We start from the raw sequence: 20,636 nt of genomic DNA on the forward strand, positions 1-20,636 counted from the left end.
TATTAGTAGTCAACCACAATACGAACGGATAAGTTTTGCTGGGCCTGATGACGATGCATCTGTAGTAATTTGGGCCCAAGTGCATCATAACGCTGTAAACGTACTCGCCAACCGTCTTGTACGAAATAACTAGGCTGCTGTTGTTGCAAGGCTAAATCCGTAGTAGGACGCGAACCGGTTTGGCCTCGTAGCCAATCTCGCATCCCCTCTACAGGAATTGCATAGCCAAAAAGCTGCTCTACCAGCGCATCTGGTGAGGTAGCATATTCTGTCTGCCCATTCGGATAACGCAATATCGCTCCTGTCGCACTCGCCTCTACGCGCGCTAACACTGTCCCCATAGGGTTAGTTAAGTCCAACTGAAGGCGTTGAGGGTTTTCTTGCCATTGGAACCCCCCTTGGACAGCATCGCGACTCCCGTCTGCGTTATCTACCGCAAGCGCAAAGCGCCCAGAGCGTATAAACTGCTCATCCTGCGCTGTTGGTGTGGTTACCGGAAGGGGTGCTGCACAGGCGCTAAGCAAAACAACCACTCCAGCTACTAGCCCTACTTTAAGATATTGTCTACGTGTCATGGCTTAACCCCAAACCGCTGCATAGTTCGCTCTAAGCTGTGATTTGGATTTTCAGCATCCCAGGCTTGACGCCAAATGTCGATGGCCTCGCCTTGACGTCCTTTCATCCATAACACTTCGCCTAAATGGGCCGCTACCTCTGGGTCAGGCAGTCGCTCATAAGAGCGCATTAAATATTCGAGCGCTGCTTGATAGTCTCCTACACGATAAAGATACCAACCAACACTATCTAAAATATAAGGGTTATCAGGCTCCAGCTCTAAAGCTTGCTCTAAAAGCCCCTGTGCCTCATCCAGATTTTTGTTTTGATCCACAAAGGTATAACCCAGCGCATTATAAGCATTGGCATTAAATGGCTGCAGCTCAATCACCTGACGTAACAACGGCTCAAGGTCTTCGTAGCGACCTTGGCTGGCATACAGCATGGCCAAATCGTATTTAATCTCGGGGGTGTCTGGTAGTTCTTTATCTGAGCGCTCTAAGACCTCAACAGCCTGATCTGTGCGCCCTGCCTCGCGTAAAATGGCAGCCCGTGTTAAGTCCACGACCGCCTGGTCGCGCTTATTAAGCACACCTAAACTATCTAATGTGCGATTGGCTTTTTTTAAGTTACCCAAACGTGCTTCTAGAACAGCGCGATGCACTCGCACCTGAAATAACAGCGCCGGCTCCTCGATGAGATCTAGCTGACGGATCGCCTCGTGGAGGTTATTTTGCTTTTCTGCGATCTGCACTAAAGACAAGCGAGCATCGGATATACTGCTTAGCGCCGTAGTGGTCGCATCATCAAGGCTTTGACGACGTTGATTTTGTACAGAAATGTATTCATTTAACAAGGCAATTGCCGTATCAAAGCGTTCAGCACGGATATTGATCTCGGCTTGCGTAAACTGCAAATCAAAATCCTCGGGATTGCGCTTTTGCATCACCGCTAGTTGTTCCAAGGCCTGATCATATTCGCCTAAATCCACTAGACGATTTATCAATAATAAGGGCAAATCGCGAGAGTCTGGGTTGTTTTGCACAAACTGCTTAGCTTGCTCTATGACCTTTTGTTGATCAACTTGCAAACCATACTCCAGTACCCGTTGCATAGCCAGCTCAGAATCTGGCTCATTCGCTAAGGCTAGACGCGCCTCTTGTAGTGCCCGCTGTGGGTTTTGCGCAGACCAAGCCACATCGGACAAAGCTAAATGACTAATAGTTAGCTGCCTTACATTTTTTGGTAGCGATTTTTCTAAAACGTCTAAGGCCAAGCGGCTATCCACCATTTTGCTAATAATGCCCATGGCTTGAATAATCGCCTGTTCCTTATCTGTCGCCCGATCAATACGCTGATAAAGCGTTTGAGCTAACCCTGTGGTTTGCCCTGTAGATGCTTCCAAGGCTAGAGCAGTTGCTTTAGCCTCGGGGTCATTAGGTGCTAATAAAGACCATTCTTTGGCTGCAGCAATCCCTCGCGAAAGATTATTATCCGCCATAGAAAACTGAAAGGCTCGCTGCGCAAAACGAGGGTCTGCGGTATCTTTGGCCAAGCTCAAGAAGGTTTGACTTGCTGTATCGTAGTCACCTTGCTGCACTGCTACCTCGCCAACTAAAATCCGATACAACACATCAGGGCTTAGCGTCACAATAGGAAGACCGTCGCTACGCAACTGAATATGCTCTATGGGTTTTAACTCCATGACATCGGTAGCCCATGCAGCCCCCCCCATCAATGCAGATAAGACAACCGTGCGAAATAATAACGATTTTAAATTCATCCAAACCTGGCGCAGCCGCGCATGAAATTTAGCCTAATGGCACAATATGACTATCTTATAGTCAATGATAGTAGCACCTCAATATGCCTGAATTACCCGAAGTTGAAACCACACGTCGCGGAATAGCGACGCTTATGCCCAACCAGATTTTACGCCAATGCGTGGTCTATCAGCCCAAAATGCGTTGGCCTATTCCACCTAACATGAGTGATTTAGTCAATAATCAGCCCGTTCTTGCCTGTGAGCGTCGCGGCAAATATTTGCTTATTCGCTTTGCTCATGGCTACCAAATCATTCATTTAGGCATGTCTGGTTCCTTACGCCGTGTGCCGTTGGATGCGCCACGTCTAAAGCACGATCATGTGGAATGGCAATTTGATCATGCCCGTTTTTTACTGCATGATCCGCGTCGCTTTGGTGCCGTGCTTTGGCACGATCTAAAAGATGGGCCAATTTTGCAACACCCCCTGTTAAAGAAGCTAGGCGTTGAACCATTTAGCCCTGAGTTTAACCCAGAGTCCTTTCATCAACAGTTATCAAATCGAAAAGCGACAATAAAAAGCGTACTGCTTGCTGGACAAATTGTCGTCGGCGTGGGCAATATCTATGCTTCGGAATCGTTGTTTAAAGCGCGTATCGACCCAACCTTAGCTGCGAACCAACTCAGCCTACGTCAAGCTCAACGTCTACATGCAGCGATTGTGGAAACATTACAACAAGCACTGGATTCTGGGGGCAGCACCCTAAAAGATTATCTTAATGCTTCTGGCGAAGCCGGCGCTTATTTTGATCTGCACGCCCAAGTCTATGGCAAAGTCGGTGCCCCCTGCCCCGTTTGTACTACCCCTATTCGGCGTATCGTACAAAACCAACGCGCCACCTATTTTTGTCCTCTCTGCCAAAAATAACTCCTACGCTCACGCCGCGAGAACGCGGCATTTTTTCACCTAAGGTATTCACCTATAACAAATGCATTGTACATAAACGAATTTGGCACTATGATTTACCTGAATCATTAGGAGGAATTATGAGCACACCTAAACAATTTGCATCCCATGGTGACATGGAAGACAAAGTCGTTTCCTTTGAAAAGCTATCCGATAACGCCTATGCCTATACAGCCGAAGGTGACCCAAATACTGGTGTCATTATTGGTGATGAGGCGGTCATGGTGATTGACACCCAAGCCACACCCGTGATGGCAGAAGACGTTATTCGCCGCATCCGCGAAGTCACCGATAAACCCATCAAGTATATTTTGCTGTCCCACTACCACGCTGTGCGTGTATTAGGGGCCTCGGCTTATAACGCTCAAGAAATCATAGCGAGTCGTGATACCTATGATTTGATTGTCGAACGTGGAGAAGAAGACAAAGCCAGTGAGATCGGACGCTTTCCGCGTTTATTTAGAGCAGTCGAATCTATCCCCGAAGGCTTAACCTGGCCAACCATGACCTTTGATGGCTTTATGACCGTGGATTTAGGCAATCTTGAAGTCCAGATCATGCAAGTGGGTCGAGGTCACACCAAAGGCGATACCATTGCTTGGTTACCAGAACAAAAAATTCTCTTTGCGGGCGATTTGGTTGAATACCAATCCACGCCGTATGCAGGCGATTGCTATTTCCGTGAGTGGCCGCAAACGCTTGATAATCTTGCTGAGTTTGAAGCCGAGAAAATGGTCCCCGGCCGTGGCCCAGCTTTAAAAAACCCCACAGAAGTCCGGCAAGCACTTGCAGGCACGCGCGCCTTTTTGACTGATTTGTATACCTGCGTCAATCAAGGCGTCGCCGCAGGTAAAGACCTAAAAACCATTTATCGCGAAACTTATGATTTTATGAAGCCTCGCTACGCCGATTGGGTGATTTTTGATCACTGTATGCCTTTTGATGTATCGCGGGCCTATGACGAAGTTAACGGCTACGAGGACCCGCGCATTTGGACCGCCGAGCGTGATATTGAAATGTGGAAAGAACTCGAGGGTAACTAATACCCCACACCGACCATTTTTCAAGGAGAAATAGGGTGCAGGAGACAAACTACCAAACCACCATCCTTCCCCCCAGCCCCACCCCTACACAAGATGAATACCATCCTATTGTGGTGGTTGGGGCAGGCCCGGTTGGGCTAAGCCTGGCTATTGATTTGGCCCAGCGTGGGCAAGCGGTAGTGCTTGTCGATGACGGGGATCGCTTTTCTGTCGGCTCGCGGGCCATTTGTTTTGCCAAGCGGACTCTCGATATCTGGGATCGTCTTGGGGTAGGCGAGCGTATGGTCAACAAAGGGGTGTCTTGGAATGTAGGCAAAGTATTTTTCCGAGACGAGGAGGTCTGGCACATGAATCTGTTGCCTGAGCCCTTACATCGCCGCCCAGCCTTCATCAATTTGCAACAGTACTACTGCGAAGGCTACTTGTTTGAGCGAGCACAAGCACTTGGGGTGGATATTCGGGTTAAACATAAAGTCATCGCTTTAGATAACCAACCACAGCAGGTCACGCTCCGCATTCAAACCCCAGATGGACACTATCAAATCCAAACGGACTGGTTATTGGCCTGCGATGGTGCGCGCTCACCTTTACGCGGCATGTTAGGTCAATGCAGCCAAGGGCGTATTTTCCAAGACCGGTTTTTAATTGCCGATGTGCGTATGAAAGCGCATTATCCCGCCGAGCGCTGGTTTTGGTTTGATCCGCCGTTTCATCCCAACCAATCAGTATTGTTACACAGCCAACCCGATGGCGTGTGGCGTATTGACTTTCAATTAGGCTGGGATGCGGATCCCATCGAAGAGGTCAAAGAACAAAATGTGCGTCCCCGCGTACAAGCTTTGCTCGGCGCTGATGTCGACTTTGAGTTCGAATGGATCAGCATCTACACCTTTGCTTGCGAACGGATGGAGAACTTTAGGTTTGGCCGCGTATTTTTTGCCGGGGATGCGGCTCATCGAGTATCACCTTTTGGCGCTCGTGGGGCCAATAGCGGAATTCAAGATAGCGATAATTTAGCGTGGAAACTTGACTTATATTTGCGTGGCCTCGCGCCCGAACAATTATTAGATAGTTATTGTATAGAGCGCCATGCTGCTGCCGATGAAAATTTACTGCACTCAAGCCGCGCCACGGATTTCATTACACCAAAAAGCGAGATTAGCCGCTTATTTCGCGATACTGTGTTACGTCTTGCCAAGCACCACGCTTTTGCCCGCAGCATGGTGAATAGTGGACGCTTATCTACCCCTAGCAGCTATCCGCAAAGCCCCTTAACAACACCTGACGAAGACACTTTCGCCTCTAATATGCCGTTGGGGGCAGCGGCTCTTGATGCGCCCTTGCGTCAACAAGCACAAAGCACATGGTGGCTCTCACATTTAGGTCATCGTTTTACCTTAGCGATGTTTAACCCACGTGATGATCAACTCAGCTCCCTAAGCGCTTTAGCTCAGCACGAAACGCTTCAAGTGGTGTTGATTTATCCCGCTCAAAACACACCCACCATCCCACCAAGTGGCTTTACGGTATTGCATGATCATTTTGGAATATGGCAACAGCGTTATGATGCTCAGTCCGGTGCGGCCTTTTTATTTCGCCCTGATCAGCATCTAAGCGCACGTTGGCGACAGCCCACGGTGGCTAAGATTAACGCCGCCCTAAAACGAGCCTGCGGCTACACCCAAGGAGACGCCTATGCTGAACACTGATCTAAATATTGAGCAAGTGGATGAGTTTTATGCGCAACTTATTGAGGCGCACGAAGACTTAAGCACCAGTCAAAGCCATGCGATGAATGCCGCATTGGTTTTGCTGCTATCTAATCATATTGGCAAAAGGACGGTATTAGAAAATGCGCTTCAAATCGCACGCCAAACCGCCCTAACCAGCGACTAACCACGATCACAGCGGGGGGCAAGCGATATGCACCCCGCTTGTTTTAATGATGGTAAAAACCATAGGCTTGCATAAAGCCATACGACTGCGCCTGCCCACAATACTTGGCTTAACGTATGATAGCCCTGCATGATGCGTAAAAACCCAAACCCTAAGCCTAATGCCACTCCCAGCGCCAACCCACCCCAGCGCCACACCGTACTTTGACGAACCCAGCCTATATAATAAAAAGCCATAAAAATAAAACCACATGTGGCATGCACACTGGGTAGCGCCCCTGCCCCCTCTGCAAAACCACTGGCCCAAAATGTAGACGGCATGATTTGATCGCCCCCGAACTCTAGCAGGTGCATAGGGCGCGGCATCGCTGTAAACTGCTTAAGTCCCCCCACCAACAAAGGTGCACTAAAAAAAAATCCTGCTACCCGCCGGTACAGTGAGCGAGTTATGTTTTGCTGGGATTGCGCTAAAACCAGCCAAACCGCCGCCCCCGCAAAAGGTAGAAACCAAATCCAATATTTACCAAATGCATAAATAAATGATTGCAACGCATAGGGAAACTGCTGTGTCTCGGTATCATAAAAATACGCCGACAGGGCTAAATCCCCGCTTTGCTGTTGCCACCACGCCGCTAATGCCGCCCATAAGCCAAATACCAAAAAACTATGCAAACTATAATAGCGACCTAGCGCTGAATTAAAAAAACACATACTACTTCTATTTTTCTTGTTGAGATAATACTTTGCCGGGATTCATGATGTTCAATGGATCCAAAGCCTGCTTAATTTGATGCATTAGCTGCAACGCAACCGGATCCTTATATTGTGGTAACCAATCACGTTTTAATTGCCCTACCCCATGCTCTGCGCTAATGGTGCCTTGATATTTAGTCAGCTGATCAAACACAATACGATACACCCGCTGCTCTAATGCCAAAAGCTCAGCTTCGCTATAAGCTGAACCTTTGGCAACGTTGTAATGCAAGTTACCATCGCCTAAATGCCCAAAAATCACATGCTCTACCCCGGGGTAGGCTTGTTGAATCAACGCATTGGTTTCCTCAACAAAAGCAGCAACCTGCGAGGTCGGTACACCAATATCGTGCTTAATGCTTTTACCTAAAACTTTTTCAGCTAAGGGGATGCTTTCGCGCAAATGCCATAGCGCTTGGCTTTGTGTTAGGTTTTCAGCCATGATCACATCTAAAGCAATGTGTTGCTCAAGGGCTTGACCTAAAATATGTTCTAAGCGCTCCCGCGCATGGCTTTCGCTTTCATAGTCCGATAGCTCCAGCAGCACATACCATGGCGCCTGAGCACTAGCTCCCGTAAAGCCGATACGCTGCTCAGGAAAGCACTGCACCACGGCCTCTAAGCAGTTGTGCGCCATGAGCTCAAAGCCCGTTAAGCTCGCCGCAAAACCCTGGCGACAATGATTTAACAACTGCACCGCAGCCGAAACGGAGTGTAAAGCAATCAAAGCCGTATATTGTGCTACCGGCACCGGATACAATTTTAATGTCGCCGCGGTAATGATTCCCAGTGTACCTTCACTACCTATAAATAAGTGACGCAAATCGTAGCCACTATTATCTTTTCGTAAACCATGCAGACCGTGCCAAATGTCACCGCTCGGCGTCACCACCTCTAGGCCTAGCACCAAGTCACGAGTATTTCCATAGCGCAGCACCTGTGTCCCCCCTGCATTTGTGGCTAGATTTCCCCCTATCGTACAGCTGCCCTCGGCCGCTAACCGCAACGGAAACAACCGGTTCTCTGCAAGCGCTGCTTCTTGTACTGTCTGTAAGATACAGCCCGCCTCAACCACCATGGTGTCATTATCTACATCAATGGAGCGAATGCGATTTAATCGTTGCAACGACAAAATAATAGCTGGCTGCTGACTGGGTGTGGCCGCTCCACATAAACTGGTGTTTCCCCCCTGAGGGACAATAGCAAGACGATGTTGCGCACAACAACGAACTACAGCGGCGACCTCTGCTGTCGACGCCGGGCGCACCACGGCGAGGGCATCCCCCTGATAGCGCCCACGCCAATCCGTTAAAAAAGGTTGCATTAACTGACCTGTCCAAACATGATCAGCGCCTACGATTTGTGTAATTTGTGCTAGTGCCATTCCTGATATCCTTCGCCATACCCAGTGTCATAGCGACATCATCTAAAAACTTATAGAATCAATGTTTCTGTTATTTGTTATGGGAGTGTTTTATGTCCTCAGCTTTGCCCGCCTCCGTTTTTAAAGCCTATGACATTCGTGGTATTGTACCCAGCCAGCTGAATGCCGATTTTGCTTTTAAGCTGGGTTATGCCCTAGGTGCCCAAGCAGCAAGCGCACAGGTTCCCGCTATTGTCGTTGGCTATGACGGTCGTCACAGTAGCCCTGAGCTGGCCGAAGCACTAATGCAAGGCATTGAACGCGCTGGTGTAAACACCATTCATATCGGACTGGCTCCCACTCCCTTAGTGTATTATGCTGCGCATAAACTCAACACCTTATCGGCCGTTGCCATCACCGGCAGCCATAACCCACCCGAATACAATGGCTTTAAAATGATGGTAGCGGGTAAAACTCTATATGGCCCGGATATTCAGGCCCTTTATCAGTTTATGCTCGCCCCCACCCCCACTGAGCTCCCTGCAGGACAACGTTTAGAGCACGCCATCCAGTCCACTTATATTGAAGAAATCCAGTCAACGGTCACTTTGGCTCGTCCCATGCGTATTGCCGTTGACTGCGGTAATGGCGCGGGGGGGGCCGTTGCACGCCAACTATTCGAAGCATTAGGTTGTCAAGCTGATATTTTATTTGAGCAAGTCGATGGGAATTTTCCTAATCACCATCCCGATCCAGCTGACCCAGCGAATTTACAAGACCTCATCCAACACGTAAAAACCCATCAGCTAGAGCTCGGCCTGGCCTTTGATGGTGATGCGGACCGGCTGGGTGTGGTTACCCGCAATGGGGAGATCATTTGGCCCGACCGCCAGCTGATTCTTTACGCACAAGATATTTTAACCCGCCACCCTGGGCAGACCATTATTTTCGATGTGAAATGTAGCCGCCATGTGCCTTTAGCAATTAAAGCCGCCGGCGGTGTGCCCCTGATGTGGCAGACAGGGCATTCGTTGATTAAAGCCAAATTAGCCGAAACCCAGGCTCCCTTAGCCGGCGAGATGAGCGGACACACCTTTTTCAAAGAGCGCTGGTATGGCTTTGATGACGGGCTCTATACGGCCGCTCGTCTACTGGAGATATTATCCCACTACGATGATCCCAGTCAGGTATTAGAAAATCTACCTAAGGATCATTCCACTCCTGAACTCAAGCTCGAAATGAAAGAAGGCGAGCCACATGCTTTTGTGGAGCGTCTGCAAGCAGAAGCTGTTTTTCCTACAGCTCTAGAGCGTATTACCATTGATGGCATCCGCGCTGAGTACGCTGACGGTTTTGGGCTAGCCCGCGCATCGAATACAACGCCTATCGTGGTCTTACGCTTTGAAGCAGAAAACGATGTGGCTTTGGCCCGTATTCAAAACGAATTCAAACAAGCCATACTCTCACTACGATCGGACTTACCGCTTCCCTTTTAATTAAGGGCGCTTATGCATACGAGACTTAGCCAAATAGCCATACAGCCGCAAATGCGAATCAATAACATAGTTGATATCAAACGCTCGCTCTGCTAAGTCTCTTCCAGCTCGACCAAAATCCTGTCGCTTCGCCGTATCATGGGCTAACTCCAACACAGCGTCTGCTACTGCCTGCGCATTTTTTGGTGGAACGAGCAGCCCTGTTACATTGGCTTCGATCGCATCTCTACAACCCGGGACATCCGTCGTCACCACCGCACGTCCACAAGCAGCTGCTTCGATCAAGGATTTAGGTAGTCCTTCGCGGTACGATGGCAAGACAGCAATATGTGCACGTTGATATAAACCAGCAATATCGGTTTGCTCCCCCAGCCACTGCACGACCCCCGCTTGATGCCAGTCCGTCATCTGCTCTCGCGTTAAGCTAGCCGGATTACCTGGGTCTGGACTACCCGCAATCTGCCAAATCACAGACTCGCCCTGTTGCTGACTAATTTTCGCCGCCTCGATAAATTCGTTGACGCCCTTATCTGCCAGCAAGCGCGCTACCATCAAAGCAATAATAGGAGCATCGGGCTCGGGTTGATAACTAAACTGATCTAAATCCACCCCCGAACCACGAATCATCACCGCTTGCTCGGAGCGTACGACACCAGCTTGCAGTAACACATCTCTGTCACTGGTATTTTGAAACACCACACGGCTATGAGGATGCCCTAAAGCGAGCTTATACATAAACAAAGCGATGCGCTTCACTGCACTATCTCGCTCATCCGTGAACAGATATCCCAAACCCGATACCGCCGCTAAAAAGCCCGGCACCCTCGCTAAACGCGCCGCAATCCCACCATATAAAACAGGCTTAATCGTCACCGCATGAACCACCTGAGGACGCACGCGTTTAAATAATCGGTAAAGAGCCCAAAGACTGTGCAGCTCCTTCAAGGGATTTTTTCCACTACGACTTAATGGCAACACGTGGTGTGTAAAACCTTGGGCTTTGATACGAGCAACTGCTGGCCCATTCATCGTTGCCACATGCACCTGAAAACCTGCACTTTGCGCCGCTTGAGCCAAAGGAAGGCGATGCGATAAAAAGAAAGCGGGGTTATTTACTACATATAATAAAATCGGCCCTGTAGTAGTGCTCACTGTTGGTGCTTGCACGCTCTCGGCCTCTGATGACAATGAGCGCCATAAACTCTGATACGTTTGTACCATTTTCTCCAGACTGTAATGCGCCGCAATTCGTGCAGAGCCCGCCTGTAATTGCTGGGTTAAGTTAGGGTCACGCCATTGCTGTAGTGCTTTTTCAATTCCTGTAGCTAATGCTTCAGCATTACGTGGGGGCACAACAATACCCTCATCCCCCACGATTTTAGCGGCATCTCCCACATCCGTAACCACACATAAAGCCTGCGCCACCATGGCCTCGCACACCACATTTGGAAAACCTTCGGCTTTGCTAGAAAGAATATGAATATCAGCTGCAGCCATCCACGCAGGAATATCTTCACGGCGTCCTATCAGCCGTACCTGCTCCTCTAGCTCAAAATGGCGAATAAGCTGCATCAGCTCAGCATTATCTGTGGTCATACCCTCGCCTACAAGCACGGCTACCCATGGCTGGGGCTGTCGCTTTAAGCGCGCTAACGCTGCTAATAAATTAGGATGATCTTTTAATGGATTCCAGCGTGCTACCGATAACAATAATGCGGTCTCTTCGTCTACGCCAAGCGCTTTTCGCACAGCCAACGCCTGAGCTAGATCTGGCTGCCAAGCGGATAAATCATAGCCATTAGGGATCACCGTCATTTTATCTGCCGCATATCCCCACTGCTTATGACGACGAGCTGCGTTCTCTGCACAGGCTACTATCCTAGCAGGTACGTATTTAGATAAACGGATACAAAACCATGCCACAACCTGAGCTTTCAAGCTGCCTTGATGTAGTTTTTCTCCTGAGTTACGAATCCCCCAAACTACCGTGCGCAAGCCTACACTACGAGCCACCACCCCCCCAAGCAAATCAGCATGATACATCCATGTTTGCACCACATCTGGGCGGATACGCTTAAGCAATCGACGTAATGCATATAACCCTGATAAAAAGCGCAGCCCTTTCATTCCTAATGCGTGCACTTCAATACCGGCCTGCTGTAAACGCGGCCCAAACACATCCATATCGCCTAAGGACACTACAATATGCCGCGTCTGCGTCTGCGGAGCAGTCACTAAACGGTATAACACCGTCTCTGCCCCCCCCTGACCCAACCCAGAAATCACATGCACAACGGTTAAAAGAGGCTGCTCTGTTTGTGTATCAATCATGACTCACCTTGTTTGAGTTGAATCAAGCCTGCTTGCCTAAAAATCGTATCCCATTGCTCTATGACCGCCGGCATGCCATAACGTTCGCGCACCGAGGTTGCAGCACGCTGCCCTAGAGCCCCTCGCAAGCGCGGATCAGCCATCAATTCGCTCAGCGCTCTACGCAGATCCTGCTCATTATCCAGCATCACTAACACCGCGTCGCGTCCTGTATTCGAGATTTCTTTAGGCCCACTTGGACAGTCTACTGTGACACAAGGTAACCCTAACGTCATCGCCTCGAGCAACACATTAGGAAACCCTTCGTAAGCAGACGTCAACACAAAGAGTTGAGCCTGCGCTAAGACCTGCCATGGCTCATTCGTTTTACCATGCAAAAAGATTCGGTCTTTGCCCCCGACTAGCTCTGCACAGTGCTCCAAGCGTTCTCGCTCTGGGCCTTCTCCATAAATATGCAAGCTCCACTCAGGAAACGCATCCTGTAATAAACCAAACACATGAATGAGCTGGTCGAAGCGTTTGGCTGGTACTAAACGTCCCATCGCAATCAGTTTGGGGTGATCTGTTTTTTCTACTTCTGCTGCCAAAGGCAAAGCGGCTAAAGCAGGAGGAATTGGATTCGGTATCACGGCGAGCTCGCCCAACTGAGGTTCTGCCTGGGTAAAAGCCTGAGCCGCATCTTGTGTTTGCACTACCACCCGCGTAGCACGCGGATACAGCTTCGAACGTAAGGCCTGAAGTTTTTTATCTGCACTTTGACTAACGACAGGGTTGGTACGCTCACACACAATCACTGGCGTGGATACACCACGTAAAGCCATCAACACATTCACATTCACATTGGTTAAAAATGAGATCACCACATCGGGATTAAATGTGTCGTGAATTTTTTTGATTGCTCGCCATTTACGTAATGGTGTAATAAAAGGAGGGAACCAGCTCAAGTGATTCTTGAGCGGCTGAAACTGTACTCGAGAATCTAAAGCATAAAAGCTACTATCCGTCTGTAAATGTGTGGGTACCAAGCAGACCTCATCGCCACGCTGTACCCACGCATTCGCTAGACTTGCTGCCACCCGCTCAGCCCCCCCAGCGTTCATTGAGCTCACAAAAAACAAAATCCTCATGCTCTTGTCCTATGACTTTTTTTAGCCTGAGTGTCTCGTGTCACACGGGGTAATAGTCGCTCCCACTGTGCCATCACAATAGGTACCGAAAACCGATCCCTTACATCTACAGCGCGGCGTGCCAACGCCTCTCGTTTGAAAGGGCGAGCCATTAAGTCAGATAAGTACGCCGCTAAGGCATCAGCATCAGCCGGCGGGTTGACCAACACCCCATCAATATTGTCACGAATAATTTCTCGTGGCCCTGTGTCACAGTCCATCGCTACCACAGCTAAACCAGAGGCCATCGCTTCTAGCAATGTATTTGACAAGCCTTCACTGCGCGAGCTCAACACGTACATGTCGGACTGCTCATACCAGTCTTTAATATTGCCAACCCGTCCTACAAGTTGAATTCGATGTTGTAAAGCCGCCGTATCAATCTGCTTTTGTAAAGCAGCGCGCTCTTCGCCCTCACCAAGAATGACCAAGTCCCAGTCAGGGAAATAGTTAGCCACCATCGCAAAAGCCTGAATCAGCAAATCAAACCCTTTGACTGGGTGTAAGCGACCTACAGCTAATAGCCGTAAGCGCTCTCCCTTCTCTGGCACCGGCACTATGGGCTCTTGCTCTTGTAAGGGCCAACGTACCGCATTGGGAATCACAACTACTCGTGAACCGGGCACATGATCACGTAACCACTGCGCCGTCCCCTGTGTTAATGCCACCACAGCATGGGCGCGCGGATATGCCCAGCGCCGCATTTTTTGCCACGACTCTGGAAGTTTTTGGATAGGTGGATGTGTATGCTCCGAAACAATTACACGACAGCCCAATCCTTTAGCGGCCATTACGGCCAACACCGAGGCGGTGGTCATCATCCCTAATACACAATCCGGCTTGAGCTTTTTAATCAGTTTACGTAAGCGGCGCACACGTCGCCAATTGGCAATTGCTCCCTTTAGTCCCCCTCCGGAGTCATGAGCGGTACCCATCACATGGCGCTCCACGCCCTCGGGTACGGTATAAACGTCCGTATTGCTAGGCATCTGCGTCACTAAACTTACTCGATAACCTAAACGCTGCCAGTAGGCACTTAAGTCCACCGCCACGCGCTCGGCTCCGCCGCCGCGCAATGAATGGATCACAATCATAATATGCATAAGACTACTTTGATTCGGTCGGTTTTACCTGAATGGTTGCAGGTTTAAGGGCCACTAAAAAATAACTCACAAAAGACATCGCGTACATACAACTGGTGGCTAACATGATGCCATGCACCCCCATTTGCGGGGCTAGCCACATATTCATCAGCGCCTTCACCGCAAAATTTATGATAGCAATCGTGGCCATCATTCCGTAGCGATGTTGACTCGCTAATAACTGTACAAGAATCAATACACCGAAATAAAAGGGTAATTGCAACAGCCCCCAACGTAGTACTGAACTAACTCGTACCGTATCAGCAGCCGTAAAAGCCCCGCGCTCATAGAGCAAGCCTACTCCCCATGGCGCAAGCCATCCCGCCAGCGCAGCAATAACTAAGCCAATGACAACCATCATCAGAGACCATTTCAACGCAATCTGTCGTGCTCGTATCGCATCACCTCGACGCGTGACATCAGCCAACACAGGAAGGGCCGCACGCCCTACAGAAGCAGCCCCTATCCCAATCATTAATGAAATAAAGCGGCTAGCATAACCTAAGGTCGCATTCGCATTATCCCCCAAGGAGGCAGCAGTGTATTGATCTATAGGCCCAACAAAGCTCATGGCTATTTGCCCAATTAACATAATGCCAGCCGCATGGGCTAGTGCTGGCCACTGCTCGGCACGAATCCTAAAACGCGGCCTACCCCAAAAGCCATCTACACGTTTTGCTAGGTAATGCAAACTAGCCGACTGCACCATATACCCGAGAAGAGTTCCCCAAAGTAACGGCCACACCCCCTGGCCTGGGCCAGCCGCTAACACAAACACCAAAATACTAAACGCCGGAACACTATCTAACAACGTATTAATATGACGCTCATGTGCGCGTAGTCGTGCCGCATGTAAGCCGGTAAGTAGGGTTAAGACCGCAGCCGGTGCAAACGCCCATACCAGCTCCTGACTCATTTGCTGCGCTGATGCGCTAAGTCCTTTGCCAGCAAAAGCAAGCACCCAAGGCCACAGTAACCAAATTGCCGCGGCCACGCCCAGCCCTATGACCATCATGACGCCGAGTAGCTCATTGATAAAGCGCTGGCGCACGGACGACGAATCATCCTTAGCATGCACAAGTACGGGGATCAACACCACTGAGAAAACACCTACCATGGTGACTGGAATCCAATTCGCCATCACCATCGTAAACTGATAAGCATCCACCACGTCGCTAATGCCATAGCGATACGCCACTGCCATCTCTTTGAATGCTCCAGCTGCTTTTCCTAGTAATAAGAAAAAGGCGACTCGAAAAGCCGCCTTGGCAATACGCTGGTGGTCACTATGTAATGCTTTAAGCCAATTGAATCGCATAGTGTATTAAGAGAGAAACTGCACGTACCACGGCATCGCCTGCGCCAAACCTTGGGCAATAGTGTATTGCGGAACATAGCCTAAAAGGCGTTGTGCTTTGGATATATCTGCTTGTGAGTGGCGCACATCACCCGCTCTAAAATCACCATGGACCACGTCTTGGGTATAATGGACGCCATTTTCTGCGAGCTCTGATTTCAACAACGCAAAGAGCTGGTTTAAATCCGTCCGAGCATTGACCGCCACGTTATAGACTTGATTCCGAGCCTCGCCTTGGGCCAAAGCCGCCAAGATATTCATCTGAATCACATTTTCTATATAGCAGAAATCTCGGCTGGTTTTACCATCGCCATTAATACGCACCTCTTGATTGCGTATCATCGCCCCGATCCACTTTGGAATCACTGCCGCATAAGCGCCATCAGGGGTTTGTCTTTTACCAAAAACATTAAAATAACGCAGACCAATGGTTTCAAACCCATAGGTACGCGCAAAAACGCTGGCATAAAGCTCATTAACGTATTTGGTCACTGCATAGGGGGATAAGGGGTTACCAATGGTATGTTCAACCTTTGGCAAAGCAGGATGATCCCCATAGGTTGAGCTCGAAGCAGCATACACAAAAGACTTAACCCCGGCATCACGTGCTGCAACCAACATATTTAGCTGCCCCGAGATATTCACTGCATTGGTTGTCAGTGGGTCGTTAATGGAACGCGGCACCGAGCCTAAAGCGGCTTGGTGCAAAACATAATCTATCCCACGGCATGCTTGCTCACACGTTGCCAAATCTCGAATATCGCCCTCGATAAAACGGAATCGCTCCCAGTTTTGCGCCCCTACGTTTTGCTTCACCTCGTCAAGATTATGCTGAAAGCCTGTCGCAAAATTATCCAAGCCCACAACGGTTTGGCCGTGAGCTAATAAAGCTTCCAACAAATTTGAACCAATAAAACCGGCGCAGCCCGTCACCAACCACGTTTTAGGATTCTGCTCTAGAGTAGCCCACGCCCGCTCAATCGCTAAATGATGTTGCATAAATCGCCTTCTGTTTGTTACAGACGTAAATCCGATTCGTCACGGTCTAATACATATTTTAAGTCATAGAGCACATGTGGTTGCTTACCCAAGGCCCGGATTTTTTCTGCTCCCATCTGCTTAAACTGATCATGAGCAACAGCGAGCACAACCGCATCATACTGCCCAGCCTCAAGTGCCGCTACTGGCTTAATTCCATATTCTTTTTCCACCTCGGACGCATCTACCCACGGATCATACACATCTACGTTTACATCATACTCGGCGAGCTCATGCACAATATCCACCACACGCGTATTACGTAAATCGGGACAGTTTTCCTTAAAGGTTAAACCCATGATAAGTACCCGAGACCCCTGTACCTGAATCCGCTTTTTAGTCATACTTTTGACCAACTGAGCGGCTACATAAGCGCCCATACCATCATTTAAACGACGGCCCGCAAGAATAATTTCTGGGTGGTAGCCAATAGATTGGGCTTTATGTGTTAAATAATAGGGGTCCACACCTATACAGTGCCCACCCACTAGGCCTGGACGGAAAGGCAAGAAATTCCATTTAGTTCCTGCAGCTTCTAATACGTCCAGCGTATCAATGCCCAACTTATTAAAAATCAAAGTGAGTTCGTTAATCAGCGCAATATTTACATCGCGCTGCGTATTTTCGATCACCTTAGCGGCTTCGGCCACACGAATAGATGGTGCTTTGTGCGTACCAGCTGTAATAATTTCAGCATAGAGCGCATCCACCAGATCCGCCGTTTCAGGGGTTGAGCCTGATGTGACTTTACGGATCGAAGGTAAACGATGCACCTTATCCCCAGGGTTGATGCGCTCGGGGCTGTATCCCGCGAAAAAATCCTCGTTAAAACGCAGACCAGATACGCGCTCTAATACCGGCACACAGTCTTCTTCTGTTGCACCAGGATACACAGTGGACTCATAAATCACGATATCCCCACGCTTTAGCACCTTGCCAATGGTTTCGCTGGCACGGATAAGCGGCGTTAAATCTGGACGCTTGTACTCATCGATAGGGGTAGGTACGGTCACGATATAAACATTAGCCTGGGCTAGCTCAGACGCATCACTGGTATAGCGCAATCGCGTTGCTGCTTGCAGCTCCTCTGACTCAACCTCTAGGGTATTATCTACCCCGCTATTGAGCTCAGCGATACGTCGTGGGTTAATATCAAAACCCAATACATCCCGCTTTTTACCAAACTCTACGGCCAACGGTAAACCTACATAGCCTAAGCCAATGACAGCCAGTTTAATGTTTTGTAAGTCCAACATAATTCTCCAAAAATAACAACGCGAGCTTATTCCGTGCGTTCCCGTTTTGCACGTCGTACTGACGGCAGCAATAGCCAAGCAGGACGACGCCAATGCACCAAGCGGGCGTATAACCAGATATAACAACACGCAAAAACCAGTAGACTTGCGGTCAGCAGCCAAGGACTATCCCACCAAATCGTAGCTGGTACTAAGCCAATAAGTACCAACCCCCATAAATAAGGAGAGGCCATAGCATTAGAAGTCGGTGGTACATAGCGCCGCCCTTCTTTTAGCACACTTACCCGCACTAAGCGACGAAATATCAGCTGATGTAGGTGTAAGGAATCCGGCTGATCCACCGGCACACCGCGCTTAAATTTACGGCGCCAAATAGAAAACAACGTCTCAAAAACAGGATAAAACAAAACCGCTAACGCATAAAAAGGCGATACGCTTGGGTTTCGCACCACCAGTTGTACCGCAAGCTCAGCTAGCATAAAGCCGAGAAAATAGGCACCGCCATCACCTAAAAAAACCCGTCCAAAAGGAAAGTTCCATGCGAGAAAACCTAGTGTGGCCGACGCTAAGGAAGAGGCAATAAGAAAAATAGGATAATCCTGCACCTGTAAAGCAACTAGTGCAATAGAAGTCGCCATCAGCACCGCTACCATTCCCGCCAGACCATTGATGCCATCAATAATATTTAAGGCATGCGTACAACCACCGACCGCAACCATGGTAAACAGCAAAGAAATCGGCCAAAAAGCTAAAATCCAATCCGCCCATGCCACCCCTACCCGAGATACCCCGCCTAACAACCACCACGCAATTGCAGCAGAAGCAAAAGCAGCAAGTAAGCGCTTTAATGAGCCTACATCTTTAGTAATGTCTTCGACTAGCCCTGCTACAAATACAGGTAAGGCAGCCACAAACAGTACTGGCCATAGCCAAGTTAGCGTCATATTGCTTGGACCGAGCACAAGCATCCCAGCCAAACTACCGGCCAAAATAGCTAAACCACCGACTCGCGGGGCTGGCCGCAAATGGGTGGCTTGTGGCTTAGACATATCCGAATCCCCGGTCAATCGTCCATGCCAACGTTCAGACAGCACAATTAAGCCGCCCACCACAAAGGCAACGACGGAAATGGATAGCCAAGTAAAAAAGTCCCAAGCTGGAGTCGAACTCACTACATGTTCCTCTGAAGTTAACTACACTTATTATGCTCTGTATTTGTAACAACGCGAAGCTTGATGTCGATACAACTGCTACAAAACATAATGCGTGCATACGCTAAATTTTATTTTTCTAGAATAGCAACATGATAATGGCTATTATGCGATAGTGTGGCAATATCATATTTAAACTGTCCTATCTCTTTTCATTTTTTATGGGGTCAAAATGCCTTTTATTACGATTGATCTTTTTGAGGGCCGAGATAAAGAAACCAAACGCGAATTAGCTCAGCGTCTTACCGAGGAAACGTGTCGTATTTTGAACTGTAAACCCGAGGCTGTCCATATCCGTTTTAATAATGTAAAGCGAGAGGACTGGGGAACTGGTGGCGTATTATGGTCAGACAAATAACGTAAATTACTGTTTACATGAACAGGCGGTTTTGTCCGTTTGCTCCCAATAGCCCGGCTGATTGTAAATCTGTTTCAAATAATCCGTAAAAACACGGATTTTAGCGGGCACATAACGTTGCTGCTGATACACCGCCTGGATATCATAATCCTGAATCGCATACTCATCTAGCACAGTGACAAGCTCCCCTCGCTTTAGCTCTGCTTGAATCTCCCACATAGAGCGCCAGCCCACACCCCAGCCCTGCTTTACCCAATCAAATAAAAGCTCCCCATCATTGCAGTCCAAATCACCTTGCACGCGTACCGAGAAAATCTGGCCTTGACGCACAAAGGTCCAACCATATTGTTGCCCACCATGTAAATTAAAAGCTAAACAATTATGATGTATTAAATCCTCTGGCACCTGTGGCACCCCATGTTTAGCAAAATACGCAGGTGTACCACACACCACGCGCTGATTAGGATACAAGCGCACAGCAACATAATTCGGGTCATAAACCGCTCCGACGCGAATTGCCATGTCATAACCCTCGCGCACTAAATCAATCACACTATCCGTAAAATTAAAAGACAAGCGCAGGTCTGGATATCGCTTTTTAAATGCTAATACATGTGGAGCCACATGCTGGCGCCCAAATGACGCTGGTGCCGAAACCACCAAATGCCCACGCATTGCATTGTGCTGGTCGCTAATACTGGCTTCTGCCATCTCAAAATCATGCAACAACTGCTTACACTGTTCTAAGAATTGCTCACCCAGATCCGTCAAGGTCAAGCCTCGCGTAGAACGATGCATTAAACGTACACCTAAACGTTTTTCTAATGCATCGAGCCTACGCCCTAATACCACAGGTGTCACTCCCTCTTGGGCCGCGGCCGCTGCAAAGCTCCCTTTTTCTGCGACCAAAACAAAACTACGAATTTCCGTATAGCGACTCAT

General features: G+C 48.9%; 18 protein-coding genes and 1 pseudogene. 6 read left to right on the plus strand and 13 right to left on the minus strand.

Features of this window, described 5'->3' with window-relative positions:
• Nucleotides 1-2: 2 nt before the first annotated feature.
• Nucleotides 3-575 (minus strand): outer membrane lipoprotein LolB, encoded by a 573-nt coding sequence (locus ABD980_RS06375; RefSeq protein WP_300648320.1) that lies wholly within the window; start codon nucleotides 573-575, stop codon nucleotides 3-5.
• Nucleotides 572-2,338 (minus strand): tetratricopeptide repeat protein, encoded by a 1,767-nt coding sequence (locus ABD980_RS06380; RefSeq protein ID WP_345370429.1) that lies wholly within the window; start codon nucleotides 2,336-2,338, stop codon nucleotides 572-574. Before ABD980_RS06380 ends, ABD980_RS06375 begins: the two co-directional genes overlap by 4 nt.
• An 83-nt stretch (nucleotides 2,339-2,421) precedes the next feature.
• Between ABD980_RS06380 and mutM the strand changes: the two genes are divergently transcribed.
• The 4 genes from mutM (at nucleotide 2,422) to ABD980_RS06400 (ending at nucleotide 6,224) form a co-directional block, all read left to right on the plus strand.
• Nucleotides 2,422-3,246, plus strand: coding sequence for a bifunctional DNA-formamidopyrimidine glycosylase/DNA-(apurinic or apyrimidinic site) lyase (gene mutM / locus ABD980_RS06385; RefSeq protein WP_300648323.1), 825 nt, complete (start codon nucleotides 2,422-2,424; stop codon nucleotides 3,244-3,246).
• A gap of 119 nt (nucleotides 3,247-3,365) precedes the next feature.
• Nucleotides 3,366-4,328 (plus strand): MBL fold metallo-hydrolase, encoded by a 963-nt coding sequence (locus tag ABD980_RS06390; protein ID WP_345370432.1) that lies wholly within the window; start codon nucleotides 3,366-3,368, stop codon nucleotides 4,326-4,328.
• Between the two features lie 62 nt (nucleotides 4,329-4,390).
• The gene (locus tag ABD980_RS06395; RefSeq protein ID WP_345371134.1) at nucleotides 4,391-6,037 is read left to right on the plus strand and encodes an FAD-dependent oxidoreductase; all 1,647 of its coding nucleotides are present in this window, start codon (nucleotides 4,391-4,393) and stop codon (nucleotides 6,035-6,037) included.
• Complete coding sequence (locus ABD980_RS06400) at nucleotides 6,024-6,224, plus strand: DUF2783 domain-containing protein (RefSeq protein ID WP_300648327.1); 201 nt, start codon at nucleotides 6,024-6,026, stop codon at nucleotides 6,222-6,224. The genes ABD980_RS06395 and ABD980_RS06400 overlap by 14 nt, the downstream gene beginning before the upstream one ends.
• Here the strand turns inward: ABD980_RS06400 and ABD980_RS06405 are convergent.
• Nucleotides 6,221-6,934, minus strand: coding sequence for a phosphatase PAP2 family protein (locus ABD980_RS06405; RefSeq protein WP_345370435.1), 714 nt, complete (start codon nucleotides 6,932-6,934; stop codon nucleotides 6,221-6,223). The genes ABD980_RS06400 and ABD980_RS06405 overlap by 4 nt on opposite strands.
• Nucleotides 6,935-6,941: 7 nt before the next feature.
• Complete coding sequence (locus ABD980_RS06410; protein WP_345370437.1) at nucleotides 6,942-8,360, minus strand: FAD-binding oxidoreductase; 1,419 nt, start codon at nucleotides 8,358-8,360, stop codon at nucleotides 6,942-6,944.
• Between the two features lie 92 nt (nucleotides 8,361-8,452).
• Here ABD980_RS06410 and ABD980_RS06415 point away from each other — a divergent pair, with 92 nt between their 5' ends.
• A complete protein-coding gene (locus ABD980_RS06415; RefSeq protein WP_300648333.1) occupies nucleotides 8,453-9,835 on the plus strand; it encodes a phosphomannomutase/phosphoglucomutase in 1,383 nt (460 codons plus the stop codon).
• On the opposite strand, the gene ABD980_RS06420 is transcribed toward ABD980_RS06415, so the two are convergent.
• From ABD980_RS06420 to ABD980_RS06455, 8 genes and pseudogenes are all read right to left on the minus strand, one after another.
• Nucleotides 9,836-10,987, minus strand: a complete 1,152-nt coding sequence (locus tag ABD980_RS06420; RefSeq protein WP_345371136.1) for a glycosyltransferase family 4 protein — start codon at nucleotides 10,985-10,987, stop codon at nucleotides 9,836-9,838. It abuts the gene before it with no gap.
• Nucleotides 10,988-11,140: 153 nt separating this feature from the next.
• Nucleotides 11,141-12,166: pseudogene (locus tag ABD980_RS06425) on the minus strand (glycosyltransferase); the annotation flags it as partial.
• A complete protein-coding gene (locus tag ABD980_RS06430) occupies nucleotides 12,163-13,293 on the minus strand; it encodes a glycosyltransferase family 4 protein (protein WP_345370439.1) in 1,131 nt (376 codons plus the stop codon). The pseudogene ABD980_RS06425 and the gene ABD980_RS06430, both read right to left, overlap by 4 nt.
• Nucleotides 13,290-14,435 carry a glycosyltransferase family 4 protein gene (locus ABD980_RS06435; RefSeq protein ID WP_345370442.1) on the minus strand — a complete coding sequence of 382 codons (1,146 nt, stop codon included), beginning with the start codon at nucleotides 14,433-14,435 and terminating at the stop codon, nucleotides 13,290-13,292. The genes ABD980_RS06430 and ABD980_RS06435 overlap by 4 nt, the downstream gene beginning before the upstream one ends.
• A 4-nt stretch (nucleotides 14,436-14,439) precedes the next feature.
• Nucleotides 14,440-15,792, minus strand: coding sequence for a murein biosynthesis integral membrane protein MurJ (murJ, locus tag ABD980_RS06440; RefSeq protein ID WP_345370444.1), 1,353 nt, complete (start codon nucleotides 15,790-15,792; stop codon nucleotides 14,440-14,442).
• A gap of 6 nt (nucleotides 15,793-15,798) precedes the next feature.
• Nucleotides 15,799-16,830 carry an SDR family oxidoreductase gene (locus tag ABD980_RS06445; protein ID WP_260649357.1) on the minus strand — a complete coding sequence of 344 codons (1,032 nt, stop codon included), beginning with the start codon at nucleotides 16,828-16,830 and terminating at the stop codon, nucleotides 15,799-15,801.
• A 17-nt stretch (nucleotides 16,831-16,847) separates the two neighbouring features.
• On the minus strand, nucleotides 16,848-18,125 hold the full coding sequence (gene tviB / locus ABD980_RS06450) for a Vi polysaccharide biosynthesis UDP-N-acetylglucosamine C-6 dehydrogenase TviB (protein ID WP_377536128.1): 1,278 nt from the start codon (nucleotides 18,123-18,125) through the stop codon (nucleotides 16,848-16,850).
• Between the two features lie 26 nt (nucleotides 18,126-18,151).
• Nucleotides 18,152-19,297, minus strand: a complete 1,146-nt coding sequence (locus tag ABD980_RS06455; RefSeq protein WP_300647215.1) for an MraY family glycosyltransferase — start codon at nucleotides 19,295-19,297, stop codon at nucleotides 18,152-18,154.
• 211 nt (nucleotides 19,298-19,508) lie between these two features.
• Between ABD980_RS06455 and ABD980_RS06460 the strand changes: the two genes are divergently transcribed.
• Nucleotides 19,509-19,694, plus strand: a complete 186-nt coding sequence (locus ABD980_RS06460; protein ID WP_345370447.1) for a 4-oxalocrotonate tautomerase — start codon at nucleotides 19,509-19,511, stop codon at nucleotides 19,692-19,694.
• 6 nt (nucleotides 19,695-19,700) lie between these two features.
• Here the strand turns inward: ABD980_RS06460 and ABD980_RS06465 are convergent, their stop codons facing one another.
• Nucleotides 19,701-20,636 (minus strand): LysR family transcriptional regulator, encoded by a 936-nt coding sequence (locus tag ABD980_RS06465; RefSeq protein ID WP_260649361.1) that lies wholly within the window; start codon nucleotides 20,634-20,636, stop codon nucleotides 19,701-19,703.

Source organism: Paenalcaligenes hermetiae (genome assembly GCF_039543645.1).
GTDB lineage: Bacteria > Pseudomonadota > Gammaproteobacteria > Burkholderiales > Burkholderiaceae_B > Paenalcaligenes > Paenalcaligenes hermetiae.

Coding starts and splice junctions, on each gene's coding strand:
- ABD980_RS06375 (WP_300648320.1), bottom strand. CDS start 575: ATGACACGTAGACAATATCTTAAAGTAGGGCTAGTAGCTGGAGTGGTT.
- ABD980_RS06380 (WP_345370429.1), bottom strand. CDS start 2,338: ATGAATTTAAAATCGTTATTATTTCGCACGGTTGTCTTATCTGCATTG.
- mutM (WP_300648323.1), top strand. CDS start 2,422: ATGCCTGAATTACCCGAAGTTGAAACCACACGTCGCGGAATAGCGACG.
- ABD980_RS06390 (WP_345370432.1), top strand. CDS start 3,366: ATGAGCACACCTAAACAATTTGCATCCCATGGTGACATGGAAGACAAA.
- ABD980_RS06400 (WP_300648327.1), top strand. CDS start 6,024: ATGCTGAACACTGATCTAAATATTGAGCAAGTGGATGAGTTTTATGCG.
- ABD980_RS06405 (WP_345370435.1), bottom strand. CDS start 6,934: ATGTGTTTTTTTAATTCAGCGCTAGGTCGCTATTATAGTTTGCATAGT.
- ABD980_RS06410 (WP_345370437.1), bottom strand. CDS start 8,360: ATGGCACTAGCACAAATTACACAAATCGTAGGCGCTGATCATGTTTGG.
- ABD980_RS06415 (WP_300648333.1), top strand. CDS start 8,453: ATGTCCTCAGCTTTGCCCGCCTCCGTTTTTAAAGCCTATGACATTCGT.
- ABD980_RS06430 (WP_345370439.1), bottom strand. CDS start 13,293: ATGAGGATTTTGTTTTTTGTGAGCTCAATGAACGCTGGGGGGGCTGAG.
- ABD980_RS06435 (WP_345370442.1), bottom strand. CDS start 14,435: ATGCATATTATGATTGTGATCCATTCATTGCGCGGCGGCGGAGCCGAG.
- murJ (WP_345370444.1), bottom strand. CDS start 15,792: ATGCGATTCAATTGGCTTAAAGCATTACATAGTGACCACCAGCGTATT.
- ABD980_RS06445 (WP_260649357.1), bottom strand. CDS start 16,830: ATGCAACATCATTTAGCGATTGAGCGGGCGTGGGCTACTCTAGAGCAG.
- tviB (WP_377536128.1), bottom strand. CDS start 18,125: ATGTTGGACTTACAAAACATTAAACTGGCTGTCATTGGCTTAGGCTAT.
- ABD980_RS06460 (WP_345370447.1), top strand. CDS start 19,509: ATGCCTTTTATTACGATTGATCTTTTTGAGGGCCGAGATAAAGAAACC.
- ABD980_RS06465 (WP_260649361.1), bottom strand. CDS start 20,636: ATGAGTCGCTATACGGAAATTCGTAGTTTTGTTTTGGTCGCAGAAAAA.